Here is a 20,080-nt window from a genome sequence, read left to right as displayed (position 1 = left end):
CCGGCCGGTGTCGGCGGAGGCGGGACCAATCCGACATACACCTCGACATCGAATACATCGTGGTTTGCCAACGGAACGCTCGGAGAAAGGAACGCTGTGATAAGCGGAATCATTGCGGTTGTCGGAGCTTTGGCCTCGGGTCTCGGATCGATCCTCACCGGCCTGATCGGCGCTTTGCTCTGATCGAGGCTTCGCAGACCCGGTGAACCGATTCCGGCTTCGCCGGGTCTCCGCGGGCAGTTCGGCGCGCCGAGCGCCGAACTCTTGCCCGCGAGCGCATCGATGGGAAGAGTGGCCGCCGGATCTGTTCTCTCGACGAGGAGGCGCGGCGTGCGTTTCGGCATCTTCATTCCGCAGGGCTGGCGACTGGATCTGGTCGGCATCGAACCGGGGGCGCAGTGGGGTGTGATGCGGGGCCTGGCGCAGCGAGCCGACGCCGCGGACGTCTGGGAATCGCTGTGGGTCTACGACCACTTCCACACCGTGCCGGTTCCCACCGAGGAAGCGACACACGAGGCGTGGACGCTCATGTCGGCGTTCGCCGCCACCACGACGCGCATCCGGCTGGGCCAGATGTGCACGGCGATCAGCTATCGGAACCCGGCCTACCTCGCCAAGGTGGCCGCGACCGTGGATCTCGTCTCGGGCGGACGGGTCGAGATGGGTATCGGCGCCGGCTGGTACGAGCACGAGTGGCGCGCCTACGGCTACGGATTCCCTTCCGCGGGTGAGCGTTTGGGCCGGCTGGACGAGGGTGTGCAGATCTTCCGTCAGGCGTGGACCACCGGCACCGCCACCCTCGACGGCAAGTACTACCGGGTCGACGGCGCCCGGGTGTATCCGTTGCCGCTCCAGCACGGCGGTATTCCGATCTGGATCGCGGGTGGCGGCGAGAAGGTCACGCTGCGCATCGCCGCGAAATACGCGCAGTACACCAACTTCGCGGGCGATCCCGCGACCTTCACCCGCAAATCCGAGCTGCTGCGCGAGCATTGCGTCTCCGTCGGAACCGATTTCGACGCGATCACCCGCAGTGCCAACTTCAACACCGTGGTCGGCGCCACCGAGGCAGAGGTGCGCGAACGGCTGGACGCACTCGCCTCGCGGCTCGCTCCTGTGCTCGGGGCCGAGGCGGCGCGGAACTGGGTCGCCAACCTCTCCGCCGATTCCCTCGCGGTCGGCACACCGGAACAGATCGTCGAGAACCTGTGCCGGGTCCGCGATCTGGGCTTGTCGTACGCGATCCACAACTTCCCCGAATCGGCATACGACCTCTCCGGGGTGGAGTTGTTCGAGCGTGCGGTGATTCCCGCGCTGCGATGAACCGCCGCCCTCAGTCGATGCGCACGTCCTCCGGTGACCAGAACGCTCGCATACCGGTGATCCGCGCGTCCTCGTCGAAGGTCATCACATCGATCGGTTCGATCGTCGTTGTGCGGGAACCGGTTTCGGTGACCACCCGGAACCGGAACGCCGCTGCGCCGCCCGCGATCCGCAGGTCGAGCAGTTCGGTGCGCATATGCGCGGAATCCAATGCGCCGTAGAACTTTTCGATCGCGGCCCGGCCGATGTGCGGTGGTGAACCGAACGGATCCTCCACGGTGGCGTCCTCGCTGTAACATGCCGCCACATCGGCGGCCGACCCCGAGCCCACCGCCTCGAGATACCGGTGCACCGCTGCTCGAATCCGTTCCGCTGAAGCCATGGGACAACGAAAACACGGATCCGGCGCGGTGCCGCGGGCCGATCCCGCCTGCCGGGACGGTCGGTGAGCCGCCGGCGGGACATCCGAAGCCGCCACCAGGAAAGGGATACGCATGAACCATCGCATGGGCGCGGGTGCGGTATGAGCGCCACCGACGACCACACGGACGACGAACGCTATCGGGAGCTCGCGGCGTCGGCCCGATCCCTGCTGGCGGGGGAACACGACCGGATCGCCAACGCCGCCAATCTGTCGGCGCTCGTCTATCACGGTCTTCCCGGTCTGAACTGGGTGGGATTCTATTTCTACGACGGGAGGGAGCTGGTGGTCGGCCCCTTCCAGGGCCGCCCGGCGTGTGTGCGGATCGGGCTGGATCGCGGTGTGTGCGGTGCGGCGGCGCGGACCCGCCGGACTCAACGCGTCGCCGACGTGCACGCGGTGCCCGACCATATCGCCTGTGATCCGCTGAGCAGATCCGAACTGGTGGTGCCGCTGGTGTCGGAGGGCGCGCTGCTCGGCGTCTTCGATCTGGACAGTCCCGAACTCGACCGATTCGGTCCGGTCGATCAGCGGGGCCTGGAGGAGATCGCGGCCATCTATCTCGCCTCGGTCGAAAGGAGGGACTGAACGGACGTCCGGCTCGACGTCGCAGTGCCGCAACCGAATCGGAGGCGTGTTCCGCGTGTCGCCGGTCGGCTACGAGGCCGCCTGCATCGCCGGCCGGAAGGCCTGGGGGCTCGGTCGGCCCAACGTCCACCTGGCCGCGGCCAGTGCCTCCGCACACGACGCCTTCAGGCGTAGATGCTGGGGGCGGGGATAGCCGGCGGCGTCGACTTCTGCCCGCAGTCCCACGATTCGACGTTCCAGCAGGCGTGCGTCCGCGGTCTTCAGCCCGCGCCGCGCAGATGTCAACGCGGTCAACACTCTGCGCTGGAGATCGTCCATACAGCACACCTCCTGTGGTGATGGGCCTCGACGGTGACGAGGTTCGTTCCGGTGCGGATTGTCGATGGGTACCCCGGCGACGTGCCGTGAAAACGGCGCTCCCCGTACGAGGCGCAATAAGGCAAACGGCTTGTACCGGACGAACATTCGTCCTCCGCGTCGGCGGGCTCGCCGGGACGAGGTTTGCCGCGGCGGGCAGCGGGGCACTCGAAGACTGGTCGTCATACCTCGGCCCCGCTTTGCCGGGCCGGTATGCCGCCGGTGTTGTTGACTCATCGCGTCGGATCGAGGTCCGTTATGCACAGTGACCCACCCGGTCGCACCGGTGCGTCGCCTGTTTCGGCGGCCGGGGTCGCCGCACTGCTGCGTGCCCTGCCCGGCTCACCGATGGCCGGGGTGACCGCGCACGGCGGAACGGTGCTCGAGATCGTGGCGGCGACGACGCATCGCGCGCGAATGGTCGAGGAGGCTCAGTTGCTCCACCCCGACAGCCCCGCTCGCGAGGTGGCGGCGACCGGCGTGCCGATCGTGATCACCGATCTCGCGGGCAGTTCGCGCTGGCCGGGGTGCGGCGCGGAACTGCGGTTGTGGGGAGTGCAGGCGGTGCAGTGCCAGCCGCTGTCCGACGACGACGGTTCGGTGGTCGGGGTCCTGAGCATCTACACCCCGGCCGCGAATGGGCTGAGCGAAGAACTCGCCGACGCACTGCATCCGGTGTGCCGTTGTGCCACCGACCTGTTGCAGATCCGCCGGCGCAATCCACCGCGGCTGCGGCGGGACTGACGGCGGTACACCGCCGCGGCGGCGGTGTGGTCGCCGCCACTCGAAAGCTCACCGCCGGGGATCCGCCGTCGGTGATATCCGGGCCCTCATTAGCATCGACGTGGCGTACCCGTCGAGGAAACCGAGGACCTGCGTTGACTACCGAACAACTTGACCGCTGGAACGCCCAGGAAGCTGCCGCGGAGGCGATGATCCCCATCATCGGCACGTTGTATCGGGCGAAGGGTGTGACGGTCCTGCTGCACAGCCGGTCGCTGGTGAACCGGTCGGTGATCAGCATTCTGCGGACACACCGGTTCGCCCGCCAGATCGAGGGCGAAGAGCTGTCGGTGGACGAGACGCTGCCGTTCCTGCGCGTCCTCGACGAACTGGATCTCGGCCCGTGCAAGATCGATCTCGGCCAGCTGGTCGTGGCCTATCGCGCCGACGACCGCGGGCTCTCGGTTCGGGAGTTCACCGAGGTGGTTCTGGCCGAGGTGATCGGCGGCAACAAGGCGCAGTCGCCGGGTCCGCGCGATGTCGTGCTGTACGGCTTCGGCCGGATCGGCCGGCTGGTCACCCGCCTGCTCATCGAGAAGGTCGGCTCCGGCAACGGGCTGAACCTGCGCGCGGTGGTGGTTCGCCGCGGCGGCGACGGTGACCTGGCCAAGCGCGCGTCGCTGCTGCGCCGCGATTCGGTGCACGGGCACTTCAACGGCACCATCAAGGTCGACGCCGACAACGACACGATCATCGCCAACGGCAACGTCATCAAGTTCATCTACAGCGACGATCCGACCACCATCGACTACACCGAATACGGAATCGACGACGCGATCCTGATCGACAACACCGGCAAGTGGCGCGATCGCGACGGGCTGTCGCAGCATCTGCGCCCCGGCATCGCGAAGGTGGTCCTCACCGCACCCGGTAAGGGCGACGTCCCGAATATCGTGCACGGCGTCAACCACCGCGACCTCGATCTGACGCAGCGGATCTTCTCGTGCGCCTCCTGCACCACCAACGCGATCGTGCCGCCGCTCAAGGCCATGGACGACGAATTCGGCATCACCCGCGGCCACGTGGAAACCGTGCACTCGTTCACCAACGATCAGAATCTGCTGGACAACTACCACAAGGCGGACCGCCGCGGCCGCTCCGCGCCGTTCAACCTGGTTCTGACCGAAACCGGCGCCGCCTCCGCCGTCGCCAAGGCGATGCCGGACTTCAAGGCCAAGATCACCGGTAACTCGATTCGCGTCCCCACCCCGGATGTGTCCGTCGCCATCCTGAACCTGCAACTCGAACGGGAGACGACGAAGTCCGAGGTGCTCGAGTACCTGCGGCAGGTGTCGCTCGCCGGCCCGCTGAGCCGCAATCTCGACTACATCGCCGCGTCCGACGTGGTGTCCAGCGATTTCATCGGCTCGCGCGCGGCCTCGATCATCGACGCCAACGCCACCATCGTCGAGGGCGACACCGCGATCCTGTACTGCTGGTACGACAACGAATTCGGTTATTCGTCCCAGGTGGTCCGGACGGTGCAGTACATCTCGGGTATCGAGTACCCGACCTATCCGCGGTTCGCGGATCGGTCGCAGGATGCCGCCGATGTGCGCGCGCTCGCCGCGGTCGAGGCGGGGTAGCCGCGCCCGGTCAGTGGGTGAGGACGACCTTGACGACGACCACCGTCGTCGCGACGGCGGTCAGCAGGAGTGCCGTGAAAATGGTCGAGCGGCCGGGTCTGGCGCCTTTGAGCCGTTCGATGACGAAGACGATGCCGCCGATGCGGACGAGCATCGCCACCTCGGCGACGATCTGTGCGGTGCGGGGTTCGAGCCAGTCGACAGCGGCGGCCGCCAGGATGATCGACGGCAGCACCGCGGAGCTGAGAATCGGCACCGAATCGCGCAGTTCCTCCCACCGCTGCCGCGGCGTGAGCGCGCGGTTCTCCCGCACGGCCTGGCCGACGCCCTCGGCGAAGGCGTGCGCGACGAAGGTGGACAGCGCGGTGCCGACGACCACGAGGATTCCGACGTGCTCCTCGGTGGTGGTCACCGGGATCAGCGCGGCGAGGATGAGGATGTTGCCGTAGACGTAGGCGCTGATCCGGCTGGCGGCATTGCTGCGGTCCAGCGGAGTGCGCCGGGAGAACAGGGGACCGTGGAGCAGTGCGTTGCGGCTGCCGTCCATGAGTCTCCCGTTTCTGATCGTCCGGTGCGGGGCGCGGCCACGGGTCGGGCACGGGTGGGGCAGGCGGGCCGCCGCGAACAACCCTAGGACATCGGTGACCTGCCCACCTGGCGGTGCGGCGCGTTCGTCTGGTTTGCTCTGGCAGAGCCGGGCATTCGCGCCCGGCGCGTGCGTGAGTGCCCGGCGACAGGTGGAACGCGAGGTCAGGTTATGGGGTTCGGGGACGGCGGTCCGGCGGGGGAGCCGCGCGGCGTGACCGGAGTGGCCCTGTGGGTCGGTGTGCTGTGGGGTGCGCTGGTGGCCGTGCTCACCGCACCGCTTGCCGCGGCGGTGGTGGCGAGCGTGTATCGGTTCCCGATTCCGTTCGGTGAGTACGCCGAAGGACTTCACGAGGCGGTGAACGCCGCGCTGGCCGCGGTGTTCTATCTCGTGATGGGCGGCGGCATGTTGCTGGCCGTGCTCGGTGGTGTGGCGGGGTTGATGATCGTGCGCGCGCACGGCCGGCGGCTCGGGCGTTCGCTGGCGCTCACCTTCGCGGCGGGATTCGGGCTGGCGGTGCTGGGCGCGTTCGCGCTCGCCCTGCTCGAGCACGTCATCGGCCCGTGGTGACGAGCCCCGTAATGACCGCCGGTCCGGTCAATCCGCCGCCGTAAGTGGTTCGCGCAGTTCGCGTTTGAGTAGTTTCCCGCTCTGGTTGCGGGGCAGCGACTCGGCGAAGCGAATGTTCTTGGGCACCTTGAAGGGGGCGATCAGCTCCTTGACGTGCGCGATCAGCGCCTCGGCCGTCGTCTCGCGGCCCTCGTGCAGCACCACGACAGCGGTGACGGCCTCGATCCACTTCTCGTCCGGGGTGCCGATGACCGCGACCTCGGCGACGGCGGGATGGGTGTAGAGGGCGTCTTCGACCTCGCGGGAGGCGACGAGGATACCGCCGGTGTTGATGACGTCCCTGATCCGGTCGACGACGGTGATGTACCCGTCGGCATCCCGCGTCACCAGGTCGCCGGAGTGGAACCACCCGTCGCGGAAGGCCTCCGCGGTCGCCTCGGGATTGTCCCAGTACCCCCGGCACAGCTGTGGCGAGCGATAGAGGACCTCACCCGGCTCGCCGGGGCCGACATCGTTGCCGTCGGCGTCGACCACACGGGTTTCCACGAAGAACACCGCCCGCCCGCACGACGACGGCCGCTCGGCATGTTCCTCCGGGCGCAGCACCGTGGCCAGCGGCCCGATCTCCGACTGTCCGAAGCAGTTGTAGAAGCCGAGGTCGGGATAGCGTTCCCGCAGCCTGTTCAGCACGGTCACCGGCATGATCGAGGCGCCGTACTGGGCCTTGCGCAGCGACGACAGGTCGCGGCGGTCGAGGTCGGGGTGGTTGGACAGCGGCACCCAGACGGTCGGGGCGAGGAACAGCGAACCGATCCGGTCCTGCTCGACCCGGCGCAGAATCTCCGGGATATCCGGGGTGGCCATGAGGTGCGCGGTCGCGCCGACCGCCAGGTAGGGCAGCATGAACACGTGCATGCCCGCCGAGTGGTACAGCGGCATGGCGACGAGCGGATTGTCGTTCGCACGCAGGTCCAGCGCGATCACCGACGAGACGTACTCGAAGACGAGCGCCTCATGAGTCATCATGGCGCCCTTGGGTTTCGACGTCGTGCCCGAGGTGTAGAGCAGTTGGGCCAGATCGGTGGCGGACGCCCGGGACGAGAAGTCCGAGACCTCGTCCGCGGCGTCGGCGACCTCCCGCAGCGATCCGTCGGCATCGCGCAGGGGTACCACGTAGTCGACCGCGGTGAGTTCGCCCCGCACCTGATCGAGCGTGCCGATCAGCGCGGGATCGGCCAGGACGGCCCGCGCGCCCGACTGGGAGACCAGGTAGCTCAGCTCCCCGCCCTTCAGGGCGTAGTTCACCGGTACGTGCACCAGGCCTGCCCGCGCGCAGGCCAGGAAGCCGATCACGTACGCGTCGGAATTGGTGCCGTAGGCGGCGACCCGATCGCCCGCGGCCAGGCCGAGGCCGAGCAGATGGGCCGCCGCCCGGGTGACCGCGGCGTCGAGTTCCCGGTAGGTGTAGGCCCGGCCTTCGAATGTCAGCGCGGTGCGGCCCGGGACCTTCGCCGCCGAACGGTGCAGCACGCCGTCGATGGTGTGCGTGCGGGGATCGAGACTCATAGGCCGGAGATTATAGGACGTCCAACTAGTTTGGTGGGGAATTCGCGAGCCGTTCTGCCGGTCTAGCCGGCGAACCGGCTCCCTGGGCGTACATTCGTGTCCGTGGCGCCTGCCCGTCACGGCTCGCGTCCATGACACGGAACCGGCTGTGAGGAGGCGAGATGGCGCAGGACAAGCGCGAGGTGTTCCGGGCTCTGGTGGAGCGGATTCGCGATGGCGACGGCAGCACCCCACGGGAGCAGCGGGCGCAAGCCTTCGGAAACGCCGGACCGCCACCGCTGCGTGAACTCGTCGACAAGGTCGCGACCCGCCCGACCGAGGTGACCGATGCCGACTTCGCGGCGGCGCGGGCATCGGGATTCGGCGATGACGAACTCGTCGAACTGGTCATCGCCGCCGCCGTCGGGCAGTCCGCACGGCAGTACGACGCCGGGCTCGCGGCGCTGGCCGAAGCGGCCGGGGAGCGTGGCTGATGCGGCCGGACATCCTGAACCACGGCTATCGCCCCGGAACCAAACTCCTGTTCAAGGCGATCCGAGTGTTCTCCGGTCAGCCGCTGCCCGATGCCGCGAAGCTGGTGTTCTATCGTCCGGATTTCTACGGCACGCGAGCGAAGGCGTTCACCCACGCGGCGATGCGCGGACCCTCCGAATGGTCGGTCGCCGACCGGGAGCTGATGGCCGCGTACGTGTCGAAGGTCAACGACTCCGCGTTCTGCATCGGTGCCCACAGCGCGACCGCGAGGCGCGCGTATGCCGACGAGGCGAAAGTTCGTGCGGTGCTCGACGAACCGGACTCCGCGTCGATCGACGCGGGCCTGCGCGCGACGCTGCTGCTCCTGGGCAAGCTGACCCGCGACGGGGAGGTCGATGCCGACGACGTCCGAAAGGTCCTGTCCGCCGGAGTGTCGCCACAACAGGTCGAGGACGCCTTGGCCGTCTGCGCTGCCTTCAACACGACCAACCGGCTCGCGGACGCCTTCGGATTCGACGTCCTGGGTCCGGACGGTTTCGACGCGGGCGCGAAATACCTGCTGAAGCGAGGCTATCGGTAGCGAGCGGGAGCGGTCCGCGGATGTCTGTCCGATGGAAATCTAGAACAAGTTCTCGCAATGGGTAGACAGTTTTGGTAAGTTGTCTACTAGTTCACGAGGGTTTCGCCGTGCCGTCGATTCGGTTGCGACAAACCTTGTGTCACAACCGAAATCGCACTGGAACGCCAGCTCCGACCGAGGGGAAGACCATGGCCATCGTCCACCCACTGCCGACGACCGAGGGTGACCGGCGCACGCTGGCGCTGGACAGTCCGGTGGATCGCCGGCGCATCGGCGAACTCGAGGTGGACACCACCGCCGAGGTGCAGAGCGCGGTCGCGCGCGCCCGCGCCGCCCAGCCCGCCTGGGCCGCCCGCAGCATCACCGAGCGCGCCGAGATCGTGCGCGCCGCCATCGGTGTGATCGTCGCCCGGCGCGCGGAGATCGCCGAGACCATTCGCACCGAGACCGGTAAGCCGGAGGCCGAGGCGCTCGGCGTCGAGATCGTGCCCGCCTGCGACTTCCTCAACTACTGGACCGCGCGCGCCCGGCGTGATCTGCGCTCGCACCGGCAGCGGCTGCACGGTTATCTGAAACCGATGAAGAAGCTGTACATGCAGTATCAGCCGCTCGGCGTGATCGGCGTCGTGACGCCGTGGAACGCGCCGTTCGTGCTGTCGCTCAATCCGGTGGTGCAGGCGCTGGTCGCCGGCAACACCGTGGTGTTCAAACCGTCCGAGGTGACGCCGCGTTCGGGGGAATGGGTGGCGCGGGTGCTGCACGAGGCGGGGGTGCCGGAGGATGTCGTGCAGGTGCTGCACGGCGACGGCGAAACCGGTGCGGCACTGGTCGATTCGGATATCGACAAGGTGTGCTTCACCGGCAGCGTCGGCACCGGCCGCAAGATCGCGGCTGCCTGCGCGACCCGCTTGCTGCCGTGCACCCTGGAGTTGGGCGGCAAGGACGCCATGATCGTCTGCGCGGACGCCGATCTCGAGCGCGCTGCTGCCGGCGCGGTGTATCTGTCGATGTTCAACACCGGCCAGGTCTGCATGAGCGTGGAACGCATCTACGTGGTCGACAGCGTCGCGGACGAGTTCATCCGGCTGGTCACCGAGAAGGCGGCGGGGGTCACCTACGGTCCCGGCGACACCGATATGGGCCCGCTGTTCTGGGATCGCCAGCGCGACATCGTGATCCGGCACATCGACGACGCGAAGGCCAAGGGCGCCGACATCGTGGTGGGCGGCGCGGCCGACACCGGCGAGGGCCTGTACTTCCAGCCCACCGTCGTCGTCGGCGCGCACCACGACATGGACTTGATGACCGAGGAGACGTTCGGTCCGATCACCACCATCATGCGGGTCCGTGACGAGGACGAGGCCATCCGGCTGGCCAACGACTGCAAATACGGGCTCAGCGGCTCGGTGTTCACCAAGGACGCCGCCAAGGCCCGGCGCATCGCGGCCCAGCTCACCACGGGTTCGGTCGTGCACAACGACGCGGCCGTCATCTACGGTGTGCCCGAGGCGCCCTTCGGCGGGCGCAAGGACAGCGGCGTCGGCCAGGTCAACGGCCCGGGCGCACTGCGCAGCTTCACCCATGCCCAGCCGGTCCTGATCGACCGCTGGCAGTCCAAGCAGGAAAGCATCTGGTACCCCTACTCGGAGAAGACCATTCGCAACCTCGACGGTCTCATCCGCTACGGGTTCGGCAACAAGATCCTGCGCAAACTGCTGTCCTGACGGTCGCGCTCACGCCGCGGCCGGGCCGGGCAACAGGGCGAGCAGATTGTGGACCAGCGCTCGCTCGTCGCCGGTGCGGTGCGCGGTGTAAATGGTTGTGTCCGCGTCGGTTTCGGTCAGCGGGATGATCCGCGCCGAAGCCGGCGCCGTGAAGGTGGCGCTGCGCGGCGCGACCGTGATGCCGAGGCCCGCGGCCACCAGATAGAGACTGATGGTCCAGTTGGTGGCCTCCTGCACGATGCGCGGGCGGCGGCCCGATCGCAGCAGGGGAGCCAGGTTCCGGTCGTGGGCCAGGGAGCCTGCGGCGCGCGGGAAGAAGACCACCGGGTGATCGACCAGTTCGGCCCCGGTGACGGAATCGCGTCCGGCCAGCGGATGGTCGTCGGGCACCACCGCGACGAACGGCTCGGTCATGAGCGGTGTGATGGTGGTGCCCGGCCGCGGATCGGGATCGCGCACGATCGCGAGGTCCAAGGCGCCGTTGGCGAGCCGCTCCATCAGATGGCTGGTGAACCCCTCGACCAGGTCGACCTCGACGAGCGGATAGCGGTCGCGAAACGCGCGCACCCCGCGCAGGGGTTCGAGCGGCAGTACCGACGGCACGAAGCCCAAGTAGAGCGTCCCCTGCCCGCCCTGCCCGATCCGCGCGACCTCGGCCAGATCGCGTTGTGCGTGCCCGAGCAGGGCCTCGGCGCGATCACGCAGGACGGAGCCGGCGGGAGTCAGGGCCACCGTGCGCGAGGTGCGATCGAACAGCCGGGCGCCGAGCAGCGTCTCGAGCCGCCGGATCTGCTGGGTCAGGGCGGGCTGGGCGATGTGCAGCCGGGCCGCGGCACGGCCGAAATGCAATTCCTCCGCGACCGCCAGGAAGTAGCGAAGGTGCCGCAGCTCTACCCCGTCCACCGGCCGCCATCCATAAGTTCACGATATCAATCGGAGCTATCGAATATTGGACGCTATGGGTTCCGGCGCGCATCCTGGTGACGTGATTCTCGTCGAACCGATGTCCGGGCCGGCCGACGCCGCCGCCTTCGAAGAACTCAATCTGGAATGGATCACCGCTCTGTTCGGCGTCGAACCGGCCGACCTCGCCACCCTCGGCAATCCGCAGCGGATCGTGACCGACGGCGGGCAGGTGCTGATCGCGCGCGACGGTGACGACCGCGTCGGGTGCGTCGCGCTGGTCGCGGAGGATCCGGGCGTCTTCGAAATCTCGAAGATGGCGGTCGCGCCGCGGGTGCGGGGCCGGGGCATCGGCCGTCTGCTGCTGAACGCCGCCATCGACCACGCTCGCGCATGCGGCGCGACCTCGCTGTTCCTGGCGAGCAACGGGCGCCTGGCCGACGCCGTGCACCTGTACGAATCGGTGGGATTCGTCCATGTGCCGCCGGAGCAGCTGCGGCCCATTCCCTACGATCGTGCCGACGTTTTCATGAAATTCGATCTGGCGGAACAGGTTTCGTCCGTCTGAGCCCCCGGTGGCCGTTCCGGAATCCGGTGATCAGTTGATCGGCGGTCGCCCCTGCACGTCCACGCCCGAGCCGTTCCAGTGGAACGACACCGTCGTCGAGGTCCCGTCGGGGCAGGCGTTGCAGCTACCGGGCGTCTTGTAGGTCAATACGACGGTGTCGTCGGTACCGGCTCCGGTGTCGATCGTGGTGAACGCCTGGGCTTTCGGCGTGGCGGTGCCGACGTAGTCGCCCTTGTGGAACAGCAGCGCGTGCTCCGGTGAGCTCGCGGTGGCGCGCTGAATCGTGACCACCACGACCGACAGTGTCGAACACCGGTTGTAGGTGCCGCGCAGTGCGGGCGGGTTGTCGTTCCATGCCCAGGTGTCACCGCCACCGGCGTCGTAGGGCGGCACGGTGGCGACGGCCCGGCGAATCTCCGGCGCCGAGAGGTCGGTCGCGCAGTCCGCCGAACCGGACGTCGTGACGGGGGAAACGGTTCCCTGCGTGGTGGGCGCCACCCGCGTCGGCGACACTGCCGCCGAGGTAGCGGAACTCGCAGTGGCGGAGGCGTTTTCGGGCCCATTGCCACATCCCGTCGATAAGGCGAGAGCCACGCAGACAATTACCGGCATACAGGCCCGCTGGAGTTGCCGGCGCGGGAGGCGAGAGGTGGCGGAGCGTTGCGCGGGGACGGTCATCTGTCGAGTGTGGCGGATCGACGCGGTGAGTCCCTTCGTTTTCCGAGCGAACGGTGACCCCAGTTCTCGGGTCAAGCAACTGGAACCTGCCGGGCGGCCCGGCAACTGCGTAGCGTGTCCACACACACGTCGCCGGGGACGGCGATGCCGTCGGCTTCTGCAGAACAGGAAGACATCGTGTCCGAATTGTCGCCGGTTCCGGCCTGTCTCGCCCACGCGATCGCCGATCGCACAGCGCCCGCCGCTGCCCCGGAACCACGGCCGCAGCTCAGTGCCAGAGAAGTGGAAGTACTGCTCGCGTGGATCCTCGGGGAGACCAAAGGCGAGGTCTGCCGCATACTGTTCATCGCGCCCGGAACGGTCAACACGCACCTCGCCCGGATCCGGGAGAAGTACCGCGCCGCCGGTCGGCCGGCGCCGACGAAGGCCGCGCTGCTGGCACGCGCGCTGCAGGACGGGTATCTGAACCTCGACGACATCTGAGGTCGCGGTTACGGATCGGGCCGCAGCGCCGGGCATGCCGGGGTATCGATCTCGATCCGGCGGATGCCGGAGCGGGGATCGTTGACGACGATGGTGGCCAGAATCGCTCTGTGCGGCGGCAGGATTCGAACGTGAGCCGTCCCGGCGGACGCGGTGGCCAGCTCCGCGGCGACGGTACCGAGTACCCGTCGGCGGGTGGCGGCGGGAAGGTCGTCGAGGCCGTGGTCGTCGATCAGGATGACGTCGACGCCGCGCAACCGCGCGTGGCGCGCTGCTGTCGTGACCGGTTCGGTGGCGAGTGCGGGGGCTCGCAGCGTATCGCGCAGATGTGCCTCGATCAGCCGGCAGTCCTCGCGGGTGCGCTCGTCGAGGGGCTGGGGGCTCGCGATTCGTTCGAGGATGGGGCGGACCATATCGTCCAGGCGCTGGATCTGGGCTCGTCGTTCGTCGAGTGCGGCGGCCGCGGCGGCTTCGGAGCCCACCTGCCGCGTCGACTCCTCCCGCAACCGGAAGATGGCCCGGGCCGCCGGGCGCAGGGTGTAGGCGAAGAAGGTCGCCATCATAAGCGGGCCCAGGTTGATAACCGAAATCGCCACGCCGTGACCCAATCCCTGTCCGCTCTGCCACGACCACACGGCGGAGGTGGCGATCAGTGACAGCAGACCGGCCCACGCGGCTCCCGTGCGTCCGCGCACGCACATGAAGGTCGCGGTCACGGTGCCGGCCCCGAACGACCACAGTTGCGCGACCGAGGTCGGGGGGATCGGCAGGTTGAACAGGGTCAGAGCGGCTGTCGCCGGAATCGAGGCGGCCAGCGCGGCGGTGGCGGGCAGGGGCAGCGGATCGGGGCGGATGCGCAACAGTGCCGCGGTCGCCGCGGCGGTGATGGCCAATCCGGTCGGTACCGGCCACAGGTGGCGGGTCTGTTGTGCGGACGAAAGGCTCAGTGCCGCTTCCGACATCAGGTAGAAGGCCGCGATCAGCCAGGCCGGCCGGGTGTCCATGCCGAGCAGGGTGCGAGCATCGCGCACCGGGCCGGTGGCGGCGCTCATCGCTCGTCCGCCTGCCAGGACAGGTGAATCCGGGTGCCCGCGCCCGGACGGCTCCGCACCTCGACGTCGCCACCGGGCAGGCGGCGCACCCGCTCCACGATGCTGACGGCCAGCCCGAGGCGGTGGGCCGGAACCTTCGCCGGATCGAATCCGCGGCCGTCGTCGGCCGCGGTGACCTCGATCCGGCCGTCGGCGAATCCCAGGCTCACCGTGCGGGCGGCGTGTGCTCCGGCGTGAATGACGCTGTTGCGCACCGCTTCCGCGACGGCGGCACCGAGGATTTGTATCGGTTCGGCGGGGAAGTAGCGGTCGCCGGTGGCCGCGTCCTCGCTCACCGTGACCGGCAGTCGGTCGTCGACATCGGCGACCGCGGTGCGAATGTGCGCGGCGGCCGTCGCCGCCGTAAAGCCCTGCGCGCCTTCGGAACCCACGTCGCCGAGCTTGGCCAGCGCCATTTCGGCCTGGTGGCGCACCTCCGACCGCCGCGTTCCCCGCGCGGCCGCCAGCAATGTCGACATCACCCAATCGTGCAGCAGGGCGTTGAAGCGGGCGCGTTGCACGGTGCGCGCGGTGGCTGCCGCGGCGGCGGCCGCGGCCTCGTGGGCTTCGGTCCTGGTCGCGTCCAGAATCCGTCCGGTGCGCATCGCCATCAGCCCGGCGGCGACGAAGAGCAGGCAGAAGCTGATCGCGAACATCAGGTCCGGGACGAAGCGGCCGTTGTGGCCGGGCGCCCGGCAGACATGGTTGATGATCTGGACCGGAACCACCGCCGCGAGCAGGACGGCCACCGTCCGGCCCGCCGGCCAGACCAGCGCCGCGGACAGTCCGGCCAGGCCGGGAATGGTGGAGATCCACGCATCGGCCTGCAGCAGTTCGCCGTTCCACGCCACGGGCCACAGAACTGCCGCGACCACGAAACCGAGCGCGGTGACGGCGGCGGTCGCGCGGACCCACCGGAGGTCGGAATGAAACGAGAACAGGCCCATCACGATCGCCGGGCCGTAGACGATGCCCACCGCGAGCACGGTCCACCAGAGGGCCAGATCGCCGGCTTGGCTGGAGATGGTCGCGGCCATCAGGAACAGATAGGCCACATAACCGGAGGAGAGGAAGCGGGCGAACAACCGGGTGATGCGGTCCTCGGCCGGGCCTACCGTCGTCCGCGGGTGACCGGCGTGCGGAGCTACCGGCGTCGACGTGGTATCGGCAGCCACCCGTCCTCCAGAGCACGTTTGAACAGTTCGGTTTTGGTGCGCGACGGCCGCCCCGCCTCGGCGTACTTCTGCCGGATCCGGGCCAGATAGGCATTGACGGTGTCTTCGGTGAGGCTGGTGAGCCGCGCGACGCGGGCCGCCGATTCGCCCGAGGCGTACAGGGCGAGCACGTCGCGCTGGCGAGGGCTGAGGGTGACCGTGGTGAAGTTCTCGTCGGAGTCGATGGCGACCGCCCACTCCGTCGTCGGCACCTGGCGCCCGGCCGCGGCGTCGCGCACCGCGGCGGCGACCACCTCGTCGCGTTCGGATTTCCGCACGACTCCGAGAACACCGGCCCGGGCGGCGGCGCGTACCAGGAACGGTTCGTCGCCGGAGGTGAATACGAGGGTTTCGATGCCGGCGGCCCGCAGTTGCTCGATATTGGTGGCGGGGGAGGAACCGTCGGGTAGTCGCAGATCGAGGACGACGAGCGCCAGATCCGTTGTGACGGAGAGCAATTCCGCTACCGACGCGCCCGTGGCCGCGATGGTGACCGTGGGCTCACCGGCGAGTATCTGGCGCAGACCGGCGATGGTGACCTGGTGGTCCTCGACGACACCGATGCGATAGGGGTCCCCGGCCGCGACATTCTCCCGCATCATGCCCCCTCCTGTTGCCGACCCGCGCCCGGCTGTGCCGGTCTCGGCGCGCGAATCCGCCGACGAATGATGATTGTTATTCACTCCGCCGGGGTAATTCATTACGTCCGGCCGCTCGGACGTTCACGGACAATTGACCAGTTGTCGTGCGAAATGCCGACTGACGCACTCGCCGCGGCGGGGCAGACTGAGCGGTATGGGATGGCAGCGCCCCAGGTTCGAGGAAGGAGGCGTGGTGGTCGTGACGGCAGAACCGCGCCATGTACCCACGGTCACGGTGGATTTCGACGATCTCGCCGAGCTGATTCTCGCCGTGCACACGGTCGTCACCGATGTGCCGCGCCGCCTGCGCCGCCGGCACGACAACGTCGTCGACATCGTCGCGGCGACGCTCAGCGATATCCGCCCCTCGGACGCGGGACGCCGTCATCACCTCCTCCGTACCCCCGCGGCGGCCTTCGCGGTCACCCAGCGCGGGGAAACGATCGACGTCGTCATCGAGCGCGACGACACCCTCGTCAGCGCCGGCTTCTTCGACCAAACATCCTCGGCCCACACGGATTTCGCCGCCTGGCTCGCCGCCCACACCCACGACGCCCTCCAGGACCGCCACGTCCACTCGATCCTGTCCTGAGCGCTCCGGCGGTCCCCGTGGTGTGATCCTGCTATTCCCTTACCGACCGACGGGTTTGCCGAACAGGTTCAGCATGAAGGGGGCGATCTGCGGGAGGACGGTGGTCCGCCCGGGCCATTGCCGCGGATCACGCCCGGTGAGCAGGGCGTCGGTCACCGCGCGCCGGTGTTCCATGAGCTCATAGTGGGGATCGTGCGCGCGGTCGGCCGCGGCCGCCACGATGCGCTGGGTGAGCAGGCCGAGATAGCGCATCAGCGGCGCGGCCGCCCCGAGCAGCAGTTCGCGGTCGCTCGCCGTCGCCGAGTCGAGCAGGCGATCCCAGACGAACGCCGCCCCGAGCCGGTAGCGGTCCAGGACATCGGTGACCCCCGCACCGTCGCGGACCCGTTCGACCGCGAGCCGCACCATATCGGCGGTGTCGTCCTCGCCGGGTTCGATCCCGGTGCGCAGATAGCGGAAGAACAGGTCGACGTTGAGTTTCACCCCGTGCGCGAAATCCGCGGCCACCAACGATTCCGGCAGCCGCGGATACGGCGGCACCACTGCGTAGAACCCGTCCACCATCGCCACGACGCTGCGGTGCAGCTCATCGATTCCCGGTCCCGGTGGCGATGTCATGGCAGGCCCCTCCGTCCCGCGCGACGATTACGGCGACAACATTCGCTCGAAGGTATCGGTCCCGGGCCGGGGTGGCCTGCGGTTCGGATTCGAACCCGAAGGTTCCGCTACCAGTAGCGGACCTGCTTCCCGTCGGTGTCGGTGATGAAGACGGTGGCGTCGGCGGTGTCGAGATCCGCCCGGCGCAGCGGGATGTGGCCGAGGACGATCGGTTCGCCCGTGGCGATCGCGGAGGGCAGGTACTCGCGCAATTCGCTTGTGGGAAAAAGGGTTCGGCGCGTCGTCGCCCGTGCCAGCACGCCCTGGAGGGTGGCCGGATCGGCGGCGGGGGCGCCGTCGGTCGTCACGACCGTGTAGCGGGCTCCCAGGGTGAGGGCGACGAGGGCTCCGGCTCCGCCCCAGCCGGGCGCCTCCTCACCGGGGGAGTGCGCGCGCTGGAGGTGGGCATTGTGCGCGAAGACGAGACTCGGCCCGCGATGCCGCTCCCGCTCGACGATCGTCAGCAGATTCGCGGCCATCATCTCGGCGCGCAGGCTCAGCAGGTCGCCGAGGCGATCGGTGGATGGGGTCGCCATGGCCGCGTGATAACGCAGCAGACCCTGTGCGGTGCGGGCATGGTCGGCCGCCCGGTCGTAGCCGGACGGATCGGCCGGCCGCAGCCCTGGACCCGCGCGGCGCAGGGCACTGGCGAGGTCGTCGGCGACGATGCGCAGGGCACGGGCCCGGTCGGAATTGCCGATGGAGGCGGCCGGGTCGAACATGGCCGCCTCGTTCGTCCAGTCGGCGTCCGCACCGGCCAGGGCGTCGAGGTCGGCTGCCGACGCCGGTCGCAGCGCCGCGGGCAGAGAGTCGGCGACCGCGGCCAGCGCATGTCGCGGACTCGGTGCCGCGGAGATCTCCACCGGCGCGTCGAATCCGTAGCAGTGCACGCGATCCCCCGGCGACCGGCCGGTGTTGTAGGCGCGCAGCCATTCCACGAGTTCGCGATTGCCCGGTATCGCGCCGAAGCCGTGGCTGAACCCGGTGGCGAGGACCTCGTCGATATCCGCGGTGGCGCCGCGGACGTAGTCGTCGACGCGGGTGGCGGCGAAGAAGTCGACCTCGAGCGCGATCGACCGGAATCCCCGCTGCACGAGGTGGGCCAGAATATCGTTGCGCAGCAACGGAAATGCCGCGATGCCGTGTGTCGGCTCGCCGAGGCCGAGCAGGGCCGGGGCCTCAGGGCGCGCGGCGAGCAGTTCGTCGAGGGTGCGGCCCAGGTTCACCGGGTCGTCGAGTGGGCGGCCGATGGCACGCAGTGTGGTGGCAGTGGACATGGATACCCCTTTCCGGCAGCGAATAGCTTCGACACTATCGTTGAAGGTTCGGGTGAAACTTCTGCCGAAGCGAGCTGCAAAAACACCCGTAGAAGTCTCAAACGGAGGTACGTCCTGCGACCCGTCGATCTCGCCCGCGAACACGGATTGTCCGCTCAGGCGATCCGCAATTACGACGAGGCGGGCATCCTGCCGCCGGCCGAGCGCACAGACGCCGGGTATCGCCGCTACACCGTGCTGCACGCGGTGGCGCTGCGCGCATTCCTCGCCCTTCGCGCCGGGCACGGACATCGGCAGGCCGCGGAGATCATGCGCTCGATCCATCGCGGCGACCTCGAATCGGCCTACCGGCTCATCGACGCCGCACATGTCGCGCTGCTGACCGAACGCGGCACTCGCACCGAAGTCGCCGCGGCCTTGAGCGGCCTGTCCGCCGCGCCCACACCGGTTCCCGGCCCGCCTCTGACCGTCGGCGAGCTCGCGCGCCGGCTCGGGGTACACCCGGCTACCTTGCGTACCTGGGAAACTCACGACATCCTGCGCCCCGAACGCGACCGCGTGACGGGCTATCGCCGGTACGGCCCGGACTGCGTGCGCGACGCCGAAATCGCCAGGCAACTGCGTCGCGGCGGCTATCTGCTCCCGCAGGTCGCGCAGTTCCTGGAGTCGTTGCGCGCGGCGGGCGGCGCGCAGGCGCTGAGTACCTTTCTCGATGCGTGGCAGGACCGCTTGATCACCCGCAGCCGACATCTCGTGACCGGCGCGGCTCGCCTCGACGAGTACCTGACGCAGATGGATCGGGTCCGGTAGCCGGTCCGGACAGGCGCGGCGCGCCGTAATGGGTTGTGGCGGTGGGGCGATGGGTACGTCAGGAACATGATCACACCCAAGGAGGCAGCGTGAAACGATGGATCGTGCGTACGTTGGCGATGGCCGGTGCGGCGGCGCCGCTGGCGTTCGGCGGCGTGGCCGGCGCCGACACTCCCGGGCCCGTGTACTTCGCCGCGGGGAGGTTGAACTGCTCGATCGCCGACGACGGCAGCGTGGGATGCGACCTCGCCGATCCGACGTGGATGTCCATCCAGCTCGGCGGCAATGTGTCGGTGCCGGTGCCCTTCCCGGTCCGCGAGGTCGTCATCGACGTGCCGTGGGCGCCCGCGCATCCGGGGTTCGATGCCGGGACTCCGCATACCCTGCCCGGCGGCAATCCGGACATCTCGACCTACGGCCAGAGCGCCGGGTCCGGGCCGACGGCCGGACCCGCGGTCTCGCACGCCGGGTCGACCTGTGCGGTCGGGTTCCACGGCAGCTTCTCCTGTGATGCGAAGGGCCACCACTTCTTCTACTACGAGCAGATCACCGGCAGCTGATTCCGCCGGCGAACCCCGGTGGCGCAATTCGCCCGCACTCCGATGGAC

At 68.8% G+C, this 20,080-nt stretch carries 24 protein-coding genes; 13 read left to right on the top strand and 11 right to left on the bottom strand.

The annotated features are described in order from the left end of the window. The first annotated feature begins 330 nt into the window (after window positions 1-330). Window positions 331-1,323 carry an LLM class F420-dependent oxidoreductase gene (locus tag NN2_RS11275; protein WP_063012876.1) on the top strand — a complete coding sequence of 331 codons (993 nt, stop codon included), beginning with the start codon at window positions 331-333 and terminating at the stop codon, window positions 1,321-1,323. A 10-nt stretch (window positions 1,324-1,333) separates the two neighbouring features. Here NN2_RS11275 and NN2_RS11270 read toward each other — a convergent pair whose 3' ends face one another. After that, window positions 1,334-1,705 carry a nuclear transport factor 2 family protein gene (locus tag NN2_RS11270; protein ID WP_063012874.1) on the bottom strand — a complete coding sequence of 124 codons (372 nt, stop codon included), beginning with the start codon at window positions 1,703-1,705 and terminating at the stop codon, window positions 1,334-1,336. 141 nt (window positions 1,706-1,846) lie between these two features. On the opposite strand from NN2_RS11270, the gene msrC reads away from it, so the two are divergent. Further along, window positions 1,847-2,332: a free L-methionine (R)-S-oxide reductase MsrC gene (msrC, locus tag NN2_RS11265; RefSeq protein ID WP_063012873.1), complete on the top strand. Its 486-nt coding sequence runs from the start codon at window positions 1,847-1,849 to the stop codon at window positions 2,330-2,332. A gap of 69 nt (window positions 2,333-2,401) precedes the next feature. Here msrC and NN2_RS11260 read toward each other — a convergent pair whose 3' ends face one another. Then, a complete protein-coding gene (locus tag NN2_RS11260) occupies window positions 2,402-2,650 on the bottom strand; it encodes a hypothetical protein (RefSeq protein WP_030513689.1) in 249 nt (82 codons plus the stop codon). Between the two features lie 297 nt (window positions 2,651-2,947). Between NN2_RS11260 and NN2_RS11255 the strand changes: the two genes are divergently transcribed. Together NN2_RS11255 and NN2_RS11250 are read left to right on the top strand one after the other, a co-directional pair. Then, entirely contained in the window at window positions 2,948-3,433 is a 486-nt protein-coding gene (locus NN2_RS11255; RefSeq protein WP_063012871.1) for a GAF domain-containing protein, read from the top strand. Window positions 3,434-3,621: 188 nt separating this feature from the next. After that, on the top strand, window positions 3,622-5,058 hold the full coding sequence (locus NN2_RS11250) for a glyceraldehyde-3-phosphate dehydrogenase (protein WP_245925620.1): 1,437 nt from the start codon (window positions 3,622-3,624) through the stop codon (window positions 5,056-5,058). Between the two features lie 10 nt (window positions 5,059-5,068). Here NN2_RS11250 and NN2_RS11245 read toward each other — a convergent pair whose 3' ends face one another. Then, entirely contained in the window at window positions 5,069-5,605 is a 537-nt protein-coding gene (locus NN2_RS11245) for a hypothetical protein (protein WP_063012867.1), read from the bottom strand. Between the two features lie 210 nt (window positions 5,606-5,815). On the opposite strand from NN2_RS11245, the gene NN2_RS11240 reads away from it, so the two are divergent. Next, on the top strand, window positions 5,816-6,214 hold the full coding sequence (locus NN2_RS11240) for a hypothetical protein (protein WP_063012865.1): 399 nt from the start codon (window positions 5,816-5,818) through the stop codon (window positions 6,212-6,214). 27 nt (window positions 6,215-6,241) lie between these two features. Here NN2_RS11240 and NN2_RS11235 read toward each other — a convergent pair whose 3' ends face one another. Then, complete coding sequence (locus NN2_RS11235) at window positions 6,242-7,780, bottom strand: acyl-CoA synthetase (RefSeq protein WP_063012863.1); 1,539 nt, start codon at window positions 7,778-7,780, stop codon at window positions 6,242-6,244. A 161-nt stretch (window positions 7,781-7,941) separates the two neighbouring features. On the opposite strand from NN2_RS11235, the gene NN2_RS11230 reads away from it, so the two are divergent. From NN2_RS11230 to NN2_RS11220, 3 genes are all read left to right on the top strand, one after another. Continuing rightward, entirely contained in the window at window positions 7,942-8,253 is a 312-nt protein-coding gene (locus NN2_RS11230) for a carboxymuconolactone decarboxylase family protein (protein WP_063012861.1), read from the top strand. After that, on the top strand, window positions 8,253-8,834 hold the full coding sequence (locus NN2_RS11225) for a carboxymuconolactone decarboxylase family protein (protein ID WP_063012859.1): 582 nt from the start codon (window positions 8,253-8,255) through the stop codon (window positions 8,832-8,834). The genes NN2_RS11230 and NN2_RS11225 overlap by 1 nt, the downstream gene beginning before the upstream one ends. Before the next feature lie 188 nt (window positions 8,835-9,022). Next, entirely contained in the window at window positions 9,023-10,558 is a 1,536-nt protein-coding gene (locus NN2_RS11220; RefSeq protein WP_063012857.1) for an aldehyde dehydrogenase family protein, read from the top strand. 9 nt (window positions 10,559-10,567) lie between these two features. Here the strand turns inward: NN2_RS11220 and NN2_RS11215 are convergent, their stop codons facing one another. Continuing rightward, window positions 10,568-11,461, bottom strand: a complete 894-nt coding sequence (locus NN2_RS11215; RefSeq protein WP_063012855.1) for a LysR family transcriptional regulator — start codon at window positions 11,459-11,461, stop codon at window positions 10,568-10,570. An 82-nt stretch (window positions 11,462-11,543) separates the two neighbouring features. On the opposite strand from NN2_RS11215, the gene NN2_RS11210 reads away from it, so the two are divergent. Next, on the top strand, window positions 11,544-12,029 hold the full coding sequence (locus NN2_RS11210) for a GNAT family N-acetyltransferase (RefSeq protein WP_227462961.1): 486 nt from the start codon (window positions 11,544-11,546) through the stop codon (window positions 12,027-12,029). Window positions 12,030-12,059: 30 nt separating this feature from the next. Here the strand turns inward: NN2_RS11210 and NN2_RS11205 are convergent, their stop codons facing one another. Then, window positions 12,060-12,542, bottom strand: a complete 483-nt coding sequence (locus NN2_RS11205) for an LppP/LprE family lipoprotein (RefSeq protein WP_063012853.1) — start codon at window positions 12,540-12,542, stop codon at window positions 12,060-12,062. Window positions 12,543-12,884: 342 nt separating this feature from the next. On the opposite strand from NN2_RS11205, the gene NN2_RS11200 reads away from it, so the two are divergent. Further along, on the top strand, window positions 12,885-13,190 hold the full coding sequence (locus NN2_RS11200) for a response regulator transcription factor (RefSeq protein ID WP_245658654.1): 306 nt from the start codon (window positions 12,885-12,887) through the stop codon (window positions 13,188-13,190). A gap of 8 nt (window positions 13,191-13,198) precedes the next feature. On the opposite strand, the gene NN2_RS11195 is transcribed toward NN2_RS11200, so the two are convergent. The 3 genes from NN2_RS11195 to NN2_RS11185 are packed head-to-tail and all read right to left on the bottom strand — an operon-like array spanning window position 13,199 to window position 16,097. Beyond that, window positions 13,199-14,242: a DUF8320 family protein gene (locus NN2_RS11195; RefSeq protein WP_063012851.1), complete on the bottom strand. Its 1,044-nt coding sequence runs from the start codon at window positions 14,240-14,242 to the stop codon at window positions 13,199-13,201. Next, window positions 14,239-15,456, bottom strand: coding sequence for a sensor histidine kinase (locus NN2_RS11190; protein WP_082856904.1), 1,218 nt, complete (start codon window positions 15,454-15,456; stop codon window positions 14,239-14,241). The genes NN2_RS11195 and NN2_RS11190 overlap by 4 nt, the downstream gene beginning before the upstream one ends. Continuing rightward, the gene (locus NN2_RS11185) at window positions 15,426-16,097 is read right to left on the bottom strand and encodes a response regulator transcription factor (RefSeq protein WP_227462960.1); all 672 of its coding nucleotides are present in this window, start codon (window positions 16,095-16,097) and stop codon (window positions 15,426-15,428) included. Before NN2_RS11185 ends, NN2_RS11190 begins: the two co-directional genes overlap by 31 nt. A 238-nt stretch (window positions 16,098-16,335) precedes the next feature. Here NN2_RS11185 and NN2_RS11180 point away from each other — a divergent pair, with 238 nt between their 5' ends. Next, window positions 16,336-16,728: a hypothetical protein gene (locus tag NN2_RS11180; RefSeq protein ID WP_146098734.1), complete on the top strand. Its 393-nt coding sequence runs from the start codon at window positions 16,336-16,338 to the stop codon at window positions 16,726-16,728. 39 nt (window positions 16,729-16,767) lie between these two features. On the opposite strand, the gene NN2_RS11175 is transcribed toward NN2_RS11180, so the two are convergent. Beyond that, window positions 16,768-17,346, bottom strand: a complete 579-nt coding sequence (locus tag NN2_RS11175; RefSeq protein WP_063012847.1) for an RsbRD N-terminal domain-containing protein — start codon at window positions 17,344-17,346, stop codon at window positions 16,768-16,770. A gap of 107 nt (window positions 17,347-17,453) precedes the next feature. Continuing rightward, window positions 17,454-18,662, bottom strand: coding sequence for an erythromycin esterase family protein (locus NN2_RS11170; RefSeq protein ID WP_063012912.1), 1,209 nt, complete (start codon window positions 18,660-18,662; stop codon window positions 17,454-17,456). 114 nt (window positions 18,663-18,776) lie between these two features. Here NN2_RS11170 and NN2_RS11165 point away from each other — a divergent pair, with 114 nt between their 5' ends. Both NN2_RS11165 and NN2_RS11160 read left to right on the top strand, forming a co-directional pair. Further along, window positions 18,777-19,472, top strand: coding sequence for a MerR family transcriptional regulator (locus tag NN2_RS11165; RefSeq protein ID WP_063012911.1), 696 nt, complete (start codon window positions 18,777-18,779; stop codon window positions 19,470-19,472). An 89-nt stretch (window positions 19,473-19,561) separates the two neighbouring features. Further along, complete coding sequence (locus tag NN2_RS11160; RefSeq protein ID WP_245658653.1) at window positions 19,562-20,032, top strand: hypothetical protein; 471 nt, start codon at window positions 19,562-19,564, stop codon at window positions 20,030-20,032. The last annotated feature ends 48 nt before the right edge of the window (window positions 20,033-20,080 follow it).

It is taken from the genome of Nocardia nova NBRC 15556 (assembly GCF_001613005.1).
GTDB lineage: Bacteria > Actinomycetota > Actinomycetes > Mycobacteriales > Mycobacteriaceae > Nocardia > Nocardia nova.
Note: the sequence above shows the minus strand (reverse complement) of the source record. Positions and strands in the feature narration are given on the sequence as shown.